Consider the following 15,756-nt stretch of genomic DNA (forward strand, 5'->3'; position numbering starts at 1 on the left):
ACTGCAAACCCTTAAAAAATTAGCTTAAATTAATTGTAACCACGTCGGCTTGGTTTAGTTCATCTTGTTCAGGATTAACCGGCGTTTTTGGTATATCTGGTTTATCTAACGCGATATCGCCACCATCAATAACGTCACCGGTTTGCAGATTAGCAAAATCAAACAATTGGTTATCAGCTAAATGCGAAGGTACAACATTTTGCATTGCAGTAAAAATACTTTCTATACGCCCTGGGTGCTCTTTATTCCATTGTTCTAGCATGTTCTTGGTGTGCTTACGTTGTAAGTTTTCTTGTGAGCCACATAAGTTACACGGAATAATAGGGTAGCCTTGACTAAATGCGTATTGGCTAATATCGGCTTCTTTACAATAAGCTAATGGGCGAATAACCATGTGCTCGCCATTATCACTCATTAGTTTAGCCGGCATACTTTTAAGTTTGCCGCCATAAAACATATTTAAAAACAAGGTTTCTATCATGTCATCGCGGTGATGACCCAATGCGATTTTAGTAGCGCCTAGCTCTTTAGCCGTACGATATAAAATACCACGGCGTAGACGAGAGCAAAGTGAGCACGTTGTTTTACCTTCAGGAATAATATCGGTAACAATACTGTAGGTATCTTCTTCGACAATTTTGTATTCAATATTTAAATTATCAAGGTATTCAGGCAGTACATGCTCAGGGAAGTCTGGTTGTTTTTGGTCAAGGTTAACCGCAAAAAGATCAAACTTGATAGGGGCAACACGCTGTAAATGTTGCAGCATATCGAGCATAGTGTAACTGTCTTTTCCGCCAGATAAGCACACCATGATACGATCACCTTCTTCTATCATGTTAAAATCCATGACAGCTTGACCTGTGAGGCGACGTAAACGCTTTTGAAGCTTATTTAAGTTGTGTTGAGCTTTGGCTTGAGCAGAATGAGACACTACGCCCCCTTATAAACAGTACGGCAAAATTAATTGCTAAAAATAAAGGGGCGTATTATATGCCATATGTAATATCACAGCTACAGCAAACGTTAACTTTCTGCGAGTGGACTTACATAGCCATCAGGTTTCAATGCAAGTACATCACAATCGAGGCTGTCAATAACATGCTCAGCGGTGTTACCCACTAATGCAGCACTTAAGCCGGTACGTCCCACAGTGCCAATAACCACTAACTCACTATTTAAACGACTTGCAACATCCGGTATCACATCTTCTGGCAAGCCCTCTTCAATAAAGCATTGATCAGAGGTTAAGTTAAACTCATTAGCTAATTCATTGGTTGATTCAATGTGATGTTTTTTAACTGATTCGTTGTAAAGCCCAGGATTAAACTCAGGAATTTCTATCGCAATATTTACCGGTGTAGCAGGGTAGGCATTGACTAAGTTAAGTTTAGCATTAGCCAGTTCACATAAAAATTGTGCATCTTTAATTATGCGTTTATTAAGTGATAGGTGTTGCTCATTTTCACTGACTGCATTCACAGCAGCTAAAATATTACCTTGTGCTGGCCATTGCATATCTTTAACAAATAGAACGGGCGTTGGGCATTTTCTAACTAAATGCCAGTCTGTAGGAGTAAAAATAACCGCTTTTAGTGCGCCATGTTGATGCGTACCTTTGATAACCAAGTCGTATTTATCATTGATAACGGTATTAATTATTGCCTCGTATGGGCGATTATGCCAAATAACTTGCGTATCTATATTTATATTTTGATAAGGAGAGATCAGCTCTTTAAGCCATAGCTCACGATCTTTAAGGACGGCTTGACGCATTGCTTCACGTTCATCGCCTGATAGCATAGTAGTCATTTCGTAAGAGAAATCGTAAACCGTCATAAATGCGGTAATGCTCGCACCCGACTTTTTGGCTAAATCTATTGAACGCGCGAGGGCATTTTGATCGTCTTTAGTTGGATCAATAACCGCGATAATACGTTTAATCATTTCCATTGTGCTACTCCATTCACTTAACAGTTATACATTCAGTGTAACGCAAATACACAACAGTTAAAGGGGGAAGCACTAAGATTATTGTTCTATATCAAGAAATAAAGTTTCTCTAATTTTAAAACTCTTTATGTTGAATAAAAGCATGAAGGGCTTTATAAAAATTTAATTATTCTCAGGTTTTATTGAAGTGTTATCTTCTACAGTAAATCCACTCGTTTTTTTCACAAAGCCCACTTCAGGTAGTAAGTTATAAACGTTATCTTTAATGGTAGAAAACAGATAACTCTTTCCACCTCTACTGAATAAGTTAATAAGATACCAATATTTTTTTTCAGGATAAACGGTCATATCAACGTTAATAAAGTGATTGTTATTGATATAAATGCCTCTAACGTATTTGTCATCTATTAGCTCGTCGGTTACATCTGACTGTATTCTAATGCCTCCCTTAGAACGTAAAATAGTGTTGTGAGTAAAATAAATATTTCCCCAATTAAAAGGCTCCGTTACACTTCTTGGTTTATTTGGGTAAGCATTGAGGATAAACTTATCACTGTCTATAAAGGTATTAGCAATAATTTTTACGTTAGAATAATAAGTAATTTCTATAGCAGTGCCTTTGGTGTTTTTGAAAGTGTTATATCTTACTAGAGCCTTTGATACAGGTTTAACCGTTGCAAATTTCAATGATCCCTTCAATCCCTCAAAAATATTATCTTCAACTGTAATATCATGCGTACCTCCATAGTTATTATTCCACGGGTGAGTAGTTGTTACTTGTGTGACATTTTCAAAGTAATTATTACGAATATCAATTCTGAAAGAATTTATATTCGCATCATGGGATGATAAATGTGAAGATGTTGCTCTTATAGCCGCATCACCAAAATCATAAAAGTGATTATGTTTAATTGAAATATCTTCGGAGCCTGCAAAAAGGATACCTTGCTCACCCCAAACATAATTAATTTTGTCTGTCGTTAACCCTCTAAAAATAAAACCATTAATTTCTATGAAGCGTGAATTATAAAAGGATAAAATATATTCTCCTTCAAATTGGTCACACTTTTTTAGTATGACGCCAGCATTAGCGGTGATAGTAATGTTACTAAGGTTTCTGACGATAATAGCTGAACATATATCGTAAACTCCTGGTTTGTCTATTTTAAGCTCAGAGTTTTCTGCAGTGTTTAAAATCAAGTCTTTTAGTGCTTGTGAGTCATCAATTCCATCATCGGGGATCATAGAGCTTGATACTTGACTACTAAATAAAATACTTAAAGAAAGAGTGATAAATAGAAATAAAGAATAAGGCATAAGATTGTCCTTCTATATAAGAGTGTAATAGGACGTAGTTGCTTTTATGTTAGAAAATGAGCTAGGTAAGTAATTATCTTCATCGACTCTTAAAAGTGAATGGTTAATACCTCTACTCAAAGTGTTAGTAGAGATAGAGCATAATTGCAATAATTACGCTCTGATTTAGGGGGGATTAATTTTAAAATGAGAAACTATTATTAACGGGGTTTTATAATAGCAGCTGTTTTTGCAAGCGCGTCATTATCTAAAATAGTAATAAACTTACCTTCTACTTTGATTAAATCTGCTTTTTGAAAACGGCTCAATAAACGGCTAATAGTTTCAACAGTTAAACCAAGGTAGTTGCCAATTTCACCGCGGGTCATGGTAAATCTAAATTCTTTACGTGAAAAACCACGTTCACCAAAACGCTCTGATAAATTATAAATAAAACTCGCTAGACGCTCTTCGGCAGACTTCTTATTGAGTAATAGCAGCATTTCTTGATCGTAGGTTATTTCACTACTCATTAAGCGCATAATTTGTTGGCGTAGCTTAGGCAACTTACCAGCGAGTTCATCAAGGGTATCAAAGGGGATTTCACATACCATTGAGGTTTCTAGTGCTTGAGAAAAGCTTTGGTGCTGCATTTTATTAATGGCATCAAATCCAACAAGGTCGCCAGCTAAATGAAAGCCTGTAATTTGTTCATCGCCTTGCTCAGACAATGTATACGATTTAAACGAACCCGAACGAACCGCAAAAATTGCATTTAAAGGCGCGCCCGATTCAAATAAGTAGTCACCTTTGTGTAATGGTTTTTTTCGCTCAATGATCTCATCAAGTTTATCCATTTCTTGGCCATTTAAAGAAAATGGTAAACATAACTGGCTAATACTGCAGTTATTACAGCTAATGGCACAATTACCTTTAGCACGACTTTGAGAAAAATCCATAAGTTCAATCCGTTAAATTTCTATGCACGACATTTTATAATGTTAATGCACTAGCTTATCTGTTGCAATGATCAGAAGGTAGATACCATACCAAATGATAACACTGCCTAATGTTATTCGTGTCCATGGGTGATTAAAAAGCGCATTTAGCTTTTGTGCAGCCATACCTAAGGTGATCATGGCAGGAAATGTGCCTAGAGCAAATGCCAGCATAACTAAAGCACCATTAATAGCGTTGCCACTGGTCATTGCCCAAGTAAGTGCAGAGTATACTAAACCGCACGGTAACCAGCCCCATAACGCGCCATAGCCAAGGGCTTTAAAAGGCGAATCAATGGGCATTAAATATTTATTAAGTTTAATTAAATGCTGCCAAATGAGGGTTTTACCCAGTTTTTCGAGCCACTGTAAGGTGGCGGCTAAGCGCATAATATAAATGCCAACCAGTAACATAAAAATACCGGCTAAAAATGACAGAAATAATGAAAAAGCAGAATTTTGCGTAGCAAACTGGCTACTAATACCCGCAACAAGGGCTCCTGCTAGCATATAACTTAAAGCTCGACCGCTGTTATAAGCTAGAGAATATAACCACGTTTGACGTTTATTGCTGGCAAGTTGTAATGAGCTGGCAATACCACCACACATAGCAATGCAATGACCACTGCCAATTAAACCCATTAAAAAAGCGCTAACAAAAATAGGGTCAATCATTACTTTTATTGTGCTGCTCTTTGTCGTCTTCAAACAAAATACTGTGGCCTTGCTTGTTTAAATCAGAGAATTGCTCGCCTTTTACTGCCCAAAAAAATACGCCAATAGCAATCAATACAAACAAAATAGCGATAGGAACTAAAATATAAATTATGCTCATAACTTTAATAGCCTTAGTGAATTACATATCACAATAATAGAGCTGGCAGACATACCAATAACGGCCATCCAAGGAGCAACTAAGCCCATAGCCGCTAGCGGTAATATAGAGCCATTATATAATAAAGAAAGCGCCAAGTTTTGCTTAATTATACGTCGTGTTTGTTTAGCAATAGTTAACAAATGCGAGATTGAAGCTAAGTCACTGTTAAGCAATACAACATCAGCACTGTTTTTAGATATATCGGCACCGGTTTCCATGGCGATAGATAAATGGGCACTGGCAAATACTGGGCTGTCGTTTACGCCATCGCCAACCATAGCAACAATTTCACCTTGCGATGACCAGTGATCAACGGCATTTTGTTTATCTTTTGGACTGCAACTGGCAAGTACTGAATCAAGCTTTAACTTTTTAGCTACTTTGGCACCCGCATCAGATGCATCACCAGTTAGCATATGGCAACTAAGGTTAGCCGCTTGTAAAACATTAATTAGCTTATCGGCATCAGCTTTAACTTTATCTACAAAGTAAAAGCGTGCAACAGCCTGCTTGTTTATATAAAGCGTGGCTTGTGCGTTGGTTTTCTTTGTATCAAACCAGCCACTTTTACCAATAGCGTAATGGGTATTATCAAACTGGGCGCTTATCCCAATGCCTGGGTGGAGTTGTACATCGTCAAATTTACGCTGTCCTTTAAACTCCTTAAATGCACTGGCAATAGGGTGTTCAGAATAACTTTCAAGCTGGGCTGCAATATCAAGAATTTGCTCTTTGCTGTAGTTATCATCAAGTATGTCAATCACGTCGAGGCTAAATTTACCTTGTGTAAGCGTACCTGTTTTATCAAAGGCAAATAAAGTGAGCTTTGATAGCGTTTCGAGCACATGCGCTTGCTTTATTAATATGCCTTTGCGGGTTAAGGTTGCTACAGCACAGGTTAATGCGGTTGGAATTGCTAAACTTAATGCGCACGGGCAAGTGGCCACTAACACCGAAATAGTGATCCAAAATGCAACGTCAGGGTCTACCTGATACCAACCAATCGCAGTTATGGAGGCAAATACTAGTAATACAGCAACAAACCACTGCGCCACTTTATCGGTAATTTCAACCAGTCTTGGGCGTTTTGTCAGGGCATTATGTTGCAGGCGAATAATTTGATTAAGCAGGGTGTTTTGGCCTAGCTTGTTGATTTTTATTTCAATTATACCATCATGATTAACCGTGCCTGCATACACGTTATGATCAATGTACTTTCGTACTGGTTGATGTTCGCCGGTCATCATCGACTCATCAACACTGGTACTGCCTTTAACTAATATGCCATCAGCAGGAATGGTTTCGCCTGCCTTTATTAACACAATATCGTTAAGTTTGAGTTTTTTGGCGGCAATGATGTGCTCATTACCGCGTTCATCGAGCGTACGGGCAGTAAGGGGTAACAACTTTTGCAAGTTAGCAGTGAATTCACTGGCTTTTAAACGCGCTCTAAATTCTAAGTATTTACCTAATAAGAGTAAAAAGGTAAACATACAAATAGATTCAAAGTAAACCTCGCCTACTTCCATTACTGTGGCATAACAGCTAGCGCCATAAGCACCAAAAATAGCCAATGATACTGGTAAGTCCATATTCAACTGTTTTGCTTTTAAGCCATTAATTGCATTACTTAAAAAGGGCAGGGCGCTGTATAGGATAACGGGGGTAGCGAGAATTAAACTGATCCATCTAAAGTACTGTTCAAAATTGCTGTCCATTCCAGAGAACATGCCAAAGTACATTGCAAAGGCAAACATCATCACTTGCATGGTCATCAAACCTGCAACACCGAGACGACGAATATACGCTTTGGCAGTTTGCTGCTTTTGCTGAGCTTCTAAATCAGATTGAAAGGGGTACGCTTTATAACCTATTTCAGCCAATGAGGTAATTAGCTCACTTAAAGGCGTGGCGCTTTTATCCCAGTGGATCATGGCACGATTTGTTGAGGTATTTACATCAACGCGTTTTACCGATTTAAGGTTTAATAATTGCTTTTCAATTAGCCAGGCACAGGCGGCGCAGGTTATACCTTCAACACTCAGTAATACCTCAGAGTTGTTGTTGTGCGTACTAATAAATTCATCTTGGATATCTTCATTGTCATAGCTTTTAATAAAAGCGAGCTGTTCAGGAACCAGTTGCTCTACTTTGCCGGCACTTACGGTGCGGTATTTGTAGTAGTCGGTCATTCCTTGGTCAATGATGTTTTGAGCAACCGCTTGGCAGCCAATGCAACACATTGGCTCAGCGGTATTGTCTATAATAACGTGTGCGTCAAACCCTGCCGGCACACTTTCAAGACAATGAAAGCAATTTTTAGACATACTAAATACTACTTATAGTTAGGAGTAACTAAAATGGTGGTTGTGGTTGGTAAAGTGACACTTTCTTTCATTTTCCAACTAGCATCAACAGGTTCAATAAACACTGAGTAAGCACCAGGCGTGTAGCTTTCTAATAATGCAGTAAACTCTTGATTAGCATTTGGAGTGAGGGTAGCTTCAAAATCATGAGCTTTTATAGTGCGATGAAAAAACGATAATTTTAGCGCATGAATGTTGCTCGTATCGCCTTTAGTAAATTTAAAGCTTACTCGCTCATCAGATACATTTAGGTCACCATGTAAATATAAAGCTTTTGCTTTATCAAATTTGATCAGCTCTAAATTAATTGCTTTGCCTTTTTTATAATAGTCATCAACGACCATATCTGGGCCGTTACCAATGGCTGTAATAAATAAACTAATGCAGCCAATAATTGCAGCTAGAGGGAAGAAGATTAAAAACCAAGGCCAAAAATTTTTATACCACGGAGTCGGTTGCATAGTTGCTCTAAAATTGATGAATGTGCAGCTATATTATAATAAATAAAAGAAAAAGACTAAAAAAAAGCCTCCGAGTGGAGGCTTTTTTGATCTGTATTAATCTATTGAAATAAAAAGATTAAAACTGAAACGTTTTGTTAACTTTATCGTTATTTTTCTTGCGATAAGCTATAAACGTAAGCAGTTAATAGGTGAATTTTGTCTTCGCCTAAGATCTCTTTAAAAGCAGGCATTACACCAGCACGGCCGTGGTTTAGTGTTTCTTCAACAGCACGTTGAGAACCACCGTATAACCAAATGTTATCAGTTAGATTAGGTGCACCGAACGGTAGGTTATGCGCAACTGAGCCTTTACCATCTGCACCATGACAAGCTGCACACATCGCAAATTTCGCTTTACCTGCCGCGGCATCTTTTTGGTTAACAGTACGACCAGATAGGCTAAGTACGTAAGCCGTCATTTCTTTAACGCCTTGCTCGCCTAATGCATCACCCCAAGGAGGCATTGCTGCAACACGGCCTAAAAGTAACGTTTCTCTGATTTTGTCAGGCGTACCACCATATAACCAGTCGTTATCTGTTAGGTTAGGGAAGCCTGTACCACCACGAGCATCAGAGCCATGACATTGCGCACAGTTTTGAGCAAATAAGCGTTGACCAATTTCAACTGCTAATTGACCTTGCGTTTGTTCATGTTTAGTGCCATTTTCAAGAGCGATTTGCTGAGCTGCATCACCCGCTAATTTAGAGTCAACCAATTCTAAAACAGGGGTTTTTGCCAATTCATTGAAAATTGGGCCAAAACGCTCTTCAGCGGCGCGGTATTCTGCATCTAGCTTTACAAAGCGACCGTTTTCTTGAGCGTCTACCACTGCTTCTTTCGATTCAGTTAAAGAGGTAACACCTTGATTTGAGCTGGTCCACTTTGCTAAGCCTTCCCAGTTACCTAAACCTGGGTAAGCTGCTAAGTAATAAACAGACCATACAAACGTTGCGAAGAACATGTAAGTCCACCATTTTGGTAGTGGATTGTTTAATTCTTCAATGCCGTCAAACTCATGTCCACAGCTTTCACCTTCTTTTACACCTACATAGTTTTTTAAGTTCCAAACTAGTAGACCAAAGATAATGATTAAGCATGCAAGGGTTAATACAATAACCCATATACTCCAAAAGCTAGTCATTTCTCAGACCCCTTTTCCTCGTTAGAGAGTGTATTGTTGTGTTTTTTTTCATCTTCAAATATGACATTAGCAGCGTCTTTAAAACGACTTTTACTACGCTTGCTATATGCCCATCCAACAATCACAATAAATAATACTAAAATTACCAGAGTCAAAATGCCTCTGTATGTCCCGTAGTCCATAATAATCTACTTCAAATGTGTGCCAAGTTGTTGCAAATAAGCAATAAGGGCTTGCATTTCTGTTGCACCTTTACCGTCATTCATTGCGTCAACTTTAGCAATGTCAGCGATTAATTCCTCGTCACTGCCATAACCTAAACCCGGGTGTTTTGGGTTTTCTGGGTTAATAGCAAACGTGTCACGGAAAATTTGTAGCTTTTTCAGAGTCAGGCTTGTATCAAGCGTGTTCTCTGCTAACCAAGGGAAGCCTGGCATATTCGACTCAGGAACCACTGCACGTGGGTCAACTAAGTGCGCATAATGCCAGTCATCTGAGTAACGTTTACCTACACGTGCTAAGTCAGGACCAGTACGTTTAGAGCCCCAAAGGAATGGGTGATCCCATACTGACTCACCCGCAACCGAGTAGTGACCGTAACGCTCAACTTCATCACGAAATGGACGAATCATTTGTGAGTGACAGTTAGCACAACCTTCACGCACATAGATGTCACGACCTTCAAACTCAAGCGCATTTAACGGGCGTAACCCATCAACGGGTTTAGTTGTGTCGTCTTGGAACATTAGCGGAGTAATTTCCACCAATGCACCAAAGCTGATTGCGAAAACAGTCAAGATGGCCATAAGGCCGATGTTTTTCTCGATAATTTCGTGTTTATTTTGCGAATTTTTATTGCTCATTATCTGACTCCGTTATGCTAACTGCGCTTGTTCATCAAGTTCTAGCGAGTTATTTTTCGCTGAAACTGTACGATAAACGTTATAAGCCATAACCAGCATACCTGTAACGATGAATACACCGCCTAAGAAACGCATAACATAGAAAGGATGAGAGGCTTCTAACGACTGAACAAAGCTGTACATTAATGTACCGTCAGAGTTAACTGCACGCCACATTAGGCCTTGCATTACACCTGAAATCCACATTGCAACAATGTATAAAACAACACCCACTGTGTGTAACCAGAAGTGTGTATTGATTAATTTAATGCTGTACATACGACCTTGCGAGAATAACGCTGGAATAAGGTGGTAAATTGCACCGATAGAAATCATTGCAACCCAACCTAATGCACCTGAGTGTACGTGACCTACTGTCCAATCTGTGTAGTGCGATAACGCATTTACAGATTTAATTGCCATCATTGGACCTTCAAACGTCGACATACCGTAGAAAGACAATGAAACCACTAAGAAACGAAGTACCGGGTCAGTACGTAACTTATGCCATGCGCCTGAAAGTGTCATAATACCGTTGATCATACCACCCCAAGACGGCACGAATAAGATAATAGACATCACCATACCTAAGCTTTGCGTCCAATCAGGAAGCGCAGTGTAGTGAAGGTGGTGAGGACCTGCCCAAATGTAAAGCGAGATAAGTGCCCAAAAGTGAACAACCGATAAACGGTATGAGTAAACTGGACGACCCGCTTGCTTTGGTACAAAGTAATACATCATACCTAAGAAGCCAGCAGTAAGAAGAAAACCTACAGCATTGTGCCCGTACCACCACTGAACCATCGCATCAACCGCACCGGCGTAAATTGAGTATGATTTAGTTAGTGAGACTGGAACAGCCATGCTGTTAACAATATGAAGTACTGCAACAGTAATAATGAAACCAGCATAGAACCAGTTAGCTACATAAATATGAGCCACTTTACGTTTAGCAATAGTGCCCATAAATACAACAGCGTACGTTACCCAAACAACAGCAATTAAGATATCGATAGGCCACTCAAGTTCTGCATACTCTTTAGAACTTGAAATACCCATAGGTAGAGTAATTGCTGCTAGAACAATCACTAACTGCCAACCCCAAAAGGTGAAGGCGGCTAATTTATCTGAAAGAAGGCGCGTTTGACATGTACGTTGTACGACGTAATAAGACGTCGCAAAAAGAGCACTTGTACCAAATGCGAAAATTACTGCGTTCGTGTGTAACGGACGAAGTCGAGAGTAAGTTAACCATGGTGTGTCAAAGTTAAGTGCTGGCCAAGCTAGTTGGGCAGCAATCAGAACCCCAATACCCATGCCAACGATGCCCCAAATCACTGTCATAATAGCGAATTGGCGTACAACTTTATAATTGTACTCAGTTTGTGATGCTACTGTTTGGCTCATTTTCTGGCTTCCGCTGCAATAAATGCGTTTAGAAATGAATTACCTACTTGTTAAAGTAGGACCTACTATTATTCCAAAGTATACTATCTAAACCCCACAATATGTGGTTGTTAAAGATAATAATCTCAAGAAATACTTGTTTTTTTTGCGGTTGAAATGATAAATTTTTTGGCCTTAAAAAGATAGGTCAATTGCGTAATAATATGACATCAATCAAACTTTATTGAGTTGCTGTCTATTTTTTGAGGTGATTTGTACCTTACTCACTCATTAAAGCCGATAATCAACCAACTTGCCCTAAATGTTGGGCCCATACATTAGATATTTGAGAACCTGCATGTATATATATAGAGTATGCTTACTTTCTTTTCTATTATTTTTACTAGGTTGTGACTTTTCTGGATCAACATCAACAGCAAAAGTAAGCCAATCGCAAACTGAGTGTAAAAATAACAAACCATGTCATTTTGAAAATCAAGTTAAGGTTTGGTTAAGCGAAGAAATCTTATCACCAGAGACACCGTTTTCAATTTATGCTCACTTACCTAATGATCTAACAATAACAGCGGCTAAATTGGAGGGAGTAACTATGTATATGGGTTACATTCCATTGCAGTTTACTAAACAAGATAATATTTGGTTAGCCGATACTATGGTTGGTATTTGCTCAGAGCAAAATATGGTTTGGAAATTAGTGCTCACTGCAGTTAATGAAAGCACTTCGGTTAACCAAACGGTTGAATATTATTTTAATGTTACTTACTAAAATGTTTTAGTTTTCAATTATTCATAATCGCACTATTTTTTGTGTAACACACTCCTGAGGCATAGTTTCTTTCCTAGCCGATGTTAGGGTCTGTTTTATGCTCAGCATAAAAAAGCTACATTCATTACTAAGTTAAAGCGCTGGGACTGTAAGCGCAATGATACCCAATGATCAAATCTGATCAGCGCTATACCAACATATGCAATAAAATACTTTTCTTCTATTACACCCTCGTTTTGCTATTACTCCTTTATAGGTATAGATCTAGATTGAAACTCTCAATAAACATAAAATTTGCACGATTAAAACTTTTAGTAAAAAAATTCAGACTAAATAAACAATCTACTTGCATAAATATGGTTAGTAATTAACACCTAGTTTTACCGTTTTAATAATGAGCTGTGATTAACATGTTAATTTACCTATTAAGGGCACATTAATGATTAAATTACATTTGATTACAAACTCCATATATTTGATTTCACCTATGTTTTTTATGTGATTGCGCTTGGTTAAGTTCATGACTTTTATCTGTTTTTATTAATTAACAATGAAACATGCTGTAACCTTTGTCCCTTTCATGGGGTACCTTAATTTTGGCTGTTTATATAGTGATCTTCCGTTAAGTTTTCGTTCAGTTAAAGGCGCCTAAGTTGCCCCCGCTCACTCAAAATTCTCATAAAAGTGAGCGTTACCAATTTAGGTAAATTTCAACAAGTAGGGTTCATCCATGAAAAAATCAACTCTTGGTTTAGCTGTAATTGCAGCAATCCCAATGTTCTCAAGTGTTCAAGTTTTAGCTGCAGACGAAGCAGTAAAGTCAATTGAAAAAATTCAAGTAACGGGTTCTCGTATCAAGCGTTCAGACATGGAAAACGCAAGCCCAGTTACACTTATCGGTGCTGATGACATTCAAGCTATGGGTGCAACAAGTATTGATAGTGTTTTACAAAAAATGACCGCTACGGGCGGTGCAATGACCAACCCAGGTATTAATAATGGTTCGGGTGGCAACGCACGTATCGATTTACGTGGCTTAGGTGCTAACCGTACATTAGTACTTGTTAATGGTCGTCGTATGATTGCATCAGGTACTGGTGCAGCATCAACGGTTGATTTAAACACTATTCCGGTTTCGATGATCAAACAAGTAGAAGTACTTAAAGATGGTGCATCTGCTGTATACGGTACTGATGCGGTAGCAGGCGTAGTCAATATTATCTTAAAAGATAATTTTGAAGGCCTAGACATGAACGTAAATTCTGCAATTACCGGTGAAGGCGATGCAACAGAAAACTCTATAGATTTCACTGTGGGTAGCTCTTTCGATAAAGGTAATATCGTTATCGGCATGCAGTACACAGATCGTGGTAAAGCATCACAAGCAGATCGTGGCTTTTCAGATTGCCCAATCGCAGAAGATGCAAACGGGTTAAACTGTAACGGTGGTTCTGTTTATGCTGAGGGTGGTCACATTTGGCAAGACAGTACTACAACAGCATTAAACGATAAAGGCGAAGAAGTTAGCGTTGGCTTGGCACAAGGCGACAACGGTTTAAGTGGTCAAGGTGGTCTACACCCATTTACTGATGCTGATCGTTACAACTTTTCACCAACAAGTTACTTATACACGCCAATGGAGCGTTTAAATTTAACGGGTATTGCAACTTACGAAATTAGTGATGATACAAGTTTATTCGCTGAGTTCACTTACACCAAGCGTTGGTCAGAGCAGCAAATGGCACCACAACCTGTATGGTTTGGTTTTAAATATGATGAATCAATGGGTGACTCACTTCTTGGTCAATCATACACAAGTAAAGTAGACCGTAACGGTGATGGTTACGCAGATGTAGATGCTGATGGTAAATACATTACTGAATCTGCAAACTATGCGTACGGTGATGATCTTTTCTACGGTCGCCGTATGTCTGATACTGGTCCACGTATTTTTGAACAGTCAGTTGACACTGTTCGCGCCGTTGTTGGTGCTGAAGGTTTTGTAGGCGATTACTCTTGGGACGTTTCAGCGAACTTCGGCCGTAACGATTCGGTTGATAAGTTAAGTAACTTACACAACATGGGTGCGATCGGCGATAGTATTTTACGTACCGTAGATGGCGAAGTTGAGGGCACATTTAACCCGTTAGATCAGTCTGCTTGGACTTCAGAAGATTTCCGTAAAAATGTATACACAGAAGTAAATAATGGTGGCAGCCAGTTATTCATTATCGCGGCATCTGTTTCTGGCGAGTTATTTGAATTACCTGCAGGTTATGCAGCATTTGCTGCGGGTGTAGAGCGTCGTCAAGAAAAAGCGTGGTTCACACCAGATTCACTAACTGCGCAAGGCCTTGCAAATGACCCTATGGTTGAACCAACAGCAGGTGGCTTTGATGTAAACGAAGCCTATGTTGAATTTGCGCTTCCACTACTAACAGATGCACCATTTGCGCAAAATGTAGAGCTTAGTGCCGCTATTCGTGCATTCGACTACAGCACGTTTGGTTCTGATAATACATGGAAATTAGGTTTAACATGGAAAGCAAATGATGAATTAATGCTACGCAGCGTTGTTTCAACGGCTTTCCGTGCTCCAACGGTTTCAGAATTATACTCAGGTAACTCTCCATCATTTAATCAAGTTGAATTCCCTGGTGCACAAGAGCAGGCTGAAGTAACTGTTGGTGGTAATGATGCATTAACACCAGAAGAAGCTGATACATTTACTGCGGGTATCGTGTATGAACCGCAGTGGTTTGATGGTTTCTCAATGACACTTGATTACTACTCAATTGAAATTGAAAACGCAATTGCAACTGTAGACAATCAATACATTGTTGATCAGTGTTTAGCTGTAGACACTAATGCAGGTTCTGCACTATGTCAGTCAGCAAATGTAAATCTAGACTCTACGGGTCGTATTACTTTTAACAACCAATTACAAAACATTGGTTCTGAAAAGACATCGGGTGTTGATTTAAATCTTGCATACAGCTTTGAAGCAGTAGGTCTTAACTGGAAAGCGGGCTTAGATACAACTTACTTAGATGAATATGTTGTAGAAGTAACTGGTTCTCCTGTTGATTACGCAGGGTTAGTAACATCTGGTTCAGGTGGTTACGCAGATCTTAAGTCAAACCTAACCATTAATGTGTCTGGCGATAACTGGGATGCACAATACCAAATGCGTTACATCGCGGGTATGGATAGCTACGCATGTCTAAATAAAGACACGTGTTATGCACCTACAACACCATCAGTTATCTATAGTGACCTAAGTGGTAGCTACCTAGTAAATGATACAGTTTCTCTTACTGCAGGTGTAAACAACTTGTTCGATAAACAGCCTCCTTACTACACTGGTAACAATGATTCAAACACTGACCCGTACACATACGATGTACTAGGTCGTCGTTTCTTTGCAAACGTAAACGTTAAATTCTAATTTTAACTAATTAGAATCACTAAAAGGCCTAGTTTTTACTAGGCCTTTTTTGTTGAACAAAATTAAAGAGGCACGTAAACTCAGGTAAGTAAAATTAG

The 15,756-nt window shown here is 38.9% G+C and carries 14 protein-coding genes; 2 read left to right on the forward strand and 12 right to left on the reverse strand.

The features are described from left to right. Positions 1–19 precede the first annotated feature (19 nt). The 12 genes from ttcA to ccoN all read right to left on the reverse strand — a co-directional run bounded on the left by ttcA (position 20) and on the right by ccoN (position 11,444). Complete coding sequence (gene ttcA / locus FHG08_RS09770; protein WP_178955702.1) at positions 20–934, reverse strand: tRNA 2-thiocytidine(32) synthetase TtcA; 915 nt, start codon at positions 932–934, stop codon at positions 20–22. 92 nt (positions 935–1,026) lie between these two features. Next, positions 1,027–1,953, reverse strand: a complete 927-nt coding sequence (gene uspE / locus FHG08_RS09775; RefSeq protein WP_178955704.1) for a universal stress protein UspE — start codon at positions 1,951–1,953, stop codon at positions 1,027–1,029. 162 nt (positions 1,954–2,115) lie between these two features. Beyond that, positions 2,116–3,270: a right-handed parallel beta-helix repeat-containing protein gene (locus FHG08_RS09780; protein ID WP_178955706.1), complete on the reverse strand. Its 1,155-nt coding sequence runs from the start codon at positions 3,268–3,270 to the stop codon at positions 2,116–2,118. A 200-nt stretch (positions 3,271–3,470) separates the two neighbouring features. Continuing rightward, a complete protein-coding gene (locus FHG08_RS09785; protein ID WP_138607043.1) occupies positions 3,471–4,208 on the reverse strand; it encodes an FNR family transcription factor in 738 nt (245 codons plus the stop codon). 42 nt (positions 4,209–4,250) lie between these two features. Then, positions 4,251–4,922: a sulfite exporter TauE/SafE family protein gene (locus tag FHG08_RS09790; RefSeq protein ID WP_178955708.1), complete on the reverse strand. Its 672-nt coding sequence runs from the start codon at positions 4,920–4,922 to the stop codon at positions 4,251–4,253. Continuing rightward, positions 4,915–5,082 (reverse strand): cbb3-type cytochrome oxidase assembly protein CcoS, encoded by a 168-nt coding sequence (ccoS, locus tag FHG08_RS09795; RefSeq protein WP_008109812.1) that lies wholly within the window; start codon positions 5,080–5,082, stop codon positions 4,915–4,917. Before ccoS ends, FHG08_RS09790 begins: the two co-directional genes overlap by 8 nt. Further along, entirely contained in the window at positions 5,079–7,451 is a 2,373-nt protein-coding gene (locus FHG08_RS09800) for a heavy metal translocating P-type ATPase (RefSeq protein WP_178955710.1), read from the reverse strand. Before FHG08_RS09800 ends, ccoS begins: the two co-directional genes overlap by 4 nt. Positions 7,452–7,459: 8 nt before the next feature. Then, on the reverse strand, positions 7,460–7,951 hold the full coding sequence (locus FHG08_RS09805; protein ID WP_178955712.1) for a FixH family protein: 492 nt from the start codon (positions 7,949–7,951) through the stop codon (positions 7,460–7,462). 149 nt (positions 7,952–8,100) lie between these two features. Further along, a complete protein-coding gene (gene ccoP / locus FHG08_RS09810) occupies positions 8,101–9,135 on the reverse strand; it encodes a cytochrome-c oxidase, cbb3-type subunit III (protein ID WP_178955714.1) in 1,035 nt (344 codons plus the stop codon). Beyond that, entirely contained in the window at positions 9,132–9,317 is a 186-nt protein-coding gene (locus FHG08_RS09815; RefSeq protein ID WP_010389598.1) for a cbb3-type cytochrome c oxidase subunit 3, read from the reverse strand. The genes ccoP and FHG08_RS09815 overlap by 4 nt, the downstream gene beginning before the upstream one ends. Positions 9,318–9,323: 6 nt before the next feature. Further along, a complete protein-coding gene (ccoO, locus tag FHG08_RS09820; protein WP_008109817.1) occupies positions 9,324–9,998 on the reverse strand; it encodes a cytochrome-c oxidase, cbb3-type subunit II in 675 nt (224 codons plus the stop codon). Between the two features lie 12 nt (positions 9,999–10,010). After that, on the reverse strand, positions 10,011–11,444 hold the full coding sequence (ccoN, locus tag FHG08_RS09825; RefSeq protein ID WP_010389600.1) for a cytochrome-c oxidase, cbb3-type subunit I: 1,434 nt from the start codon (positions 11,442–11,444) through the stop codon (positions 10,011–10,013). 337 nt (positions 11,445–11,781) lie between these two features. Between ccoN and FHG08_RS09830 the strand changes: the two genes are divergently transcribed. Together FHG08_RS09830 and FHG08_RS09835 are read left to right on the forward strand one after the other, a co-directional pair. Further along, complete coding sequence (locus FHG08_RS09830; RefSeq protein ID WP_178955716.1) at positions 11,782–12,210, forward strand: hypothetical protein; 429 nt, start codon at positions 11,782–11,784, stop codon at positions 12,208–12,210. Between the two features lie 730 nt (positions 12,211–12,940). Further along, positions 12,941–15,658, forward strand: coding sequence for a TonB-dependent receptor (locus FHG08_RS09835; RefSeq protein ID WP_178955718.1), 2,718 nt, complete (start codon positions 12,941–12,943; stop codon positions 15,656–15,658). Positions 15,659–15,756: the final 98 nt, after the last annotated feature.

Source organism: Pseudoalteromonas sp. Scap03, assembly GCF_013393115.1.
Taxonomy (GTDB): domain Bacteria; phylum Pseudomonadota; class Gammaproteobacteria; order Enterobacterales; family Alteromonadaceae; genus Pseudoalteromonas.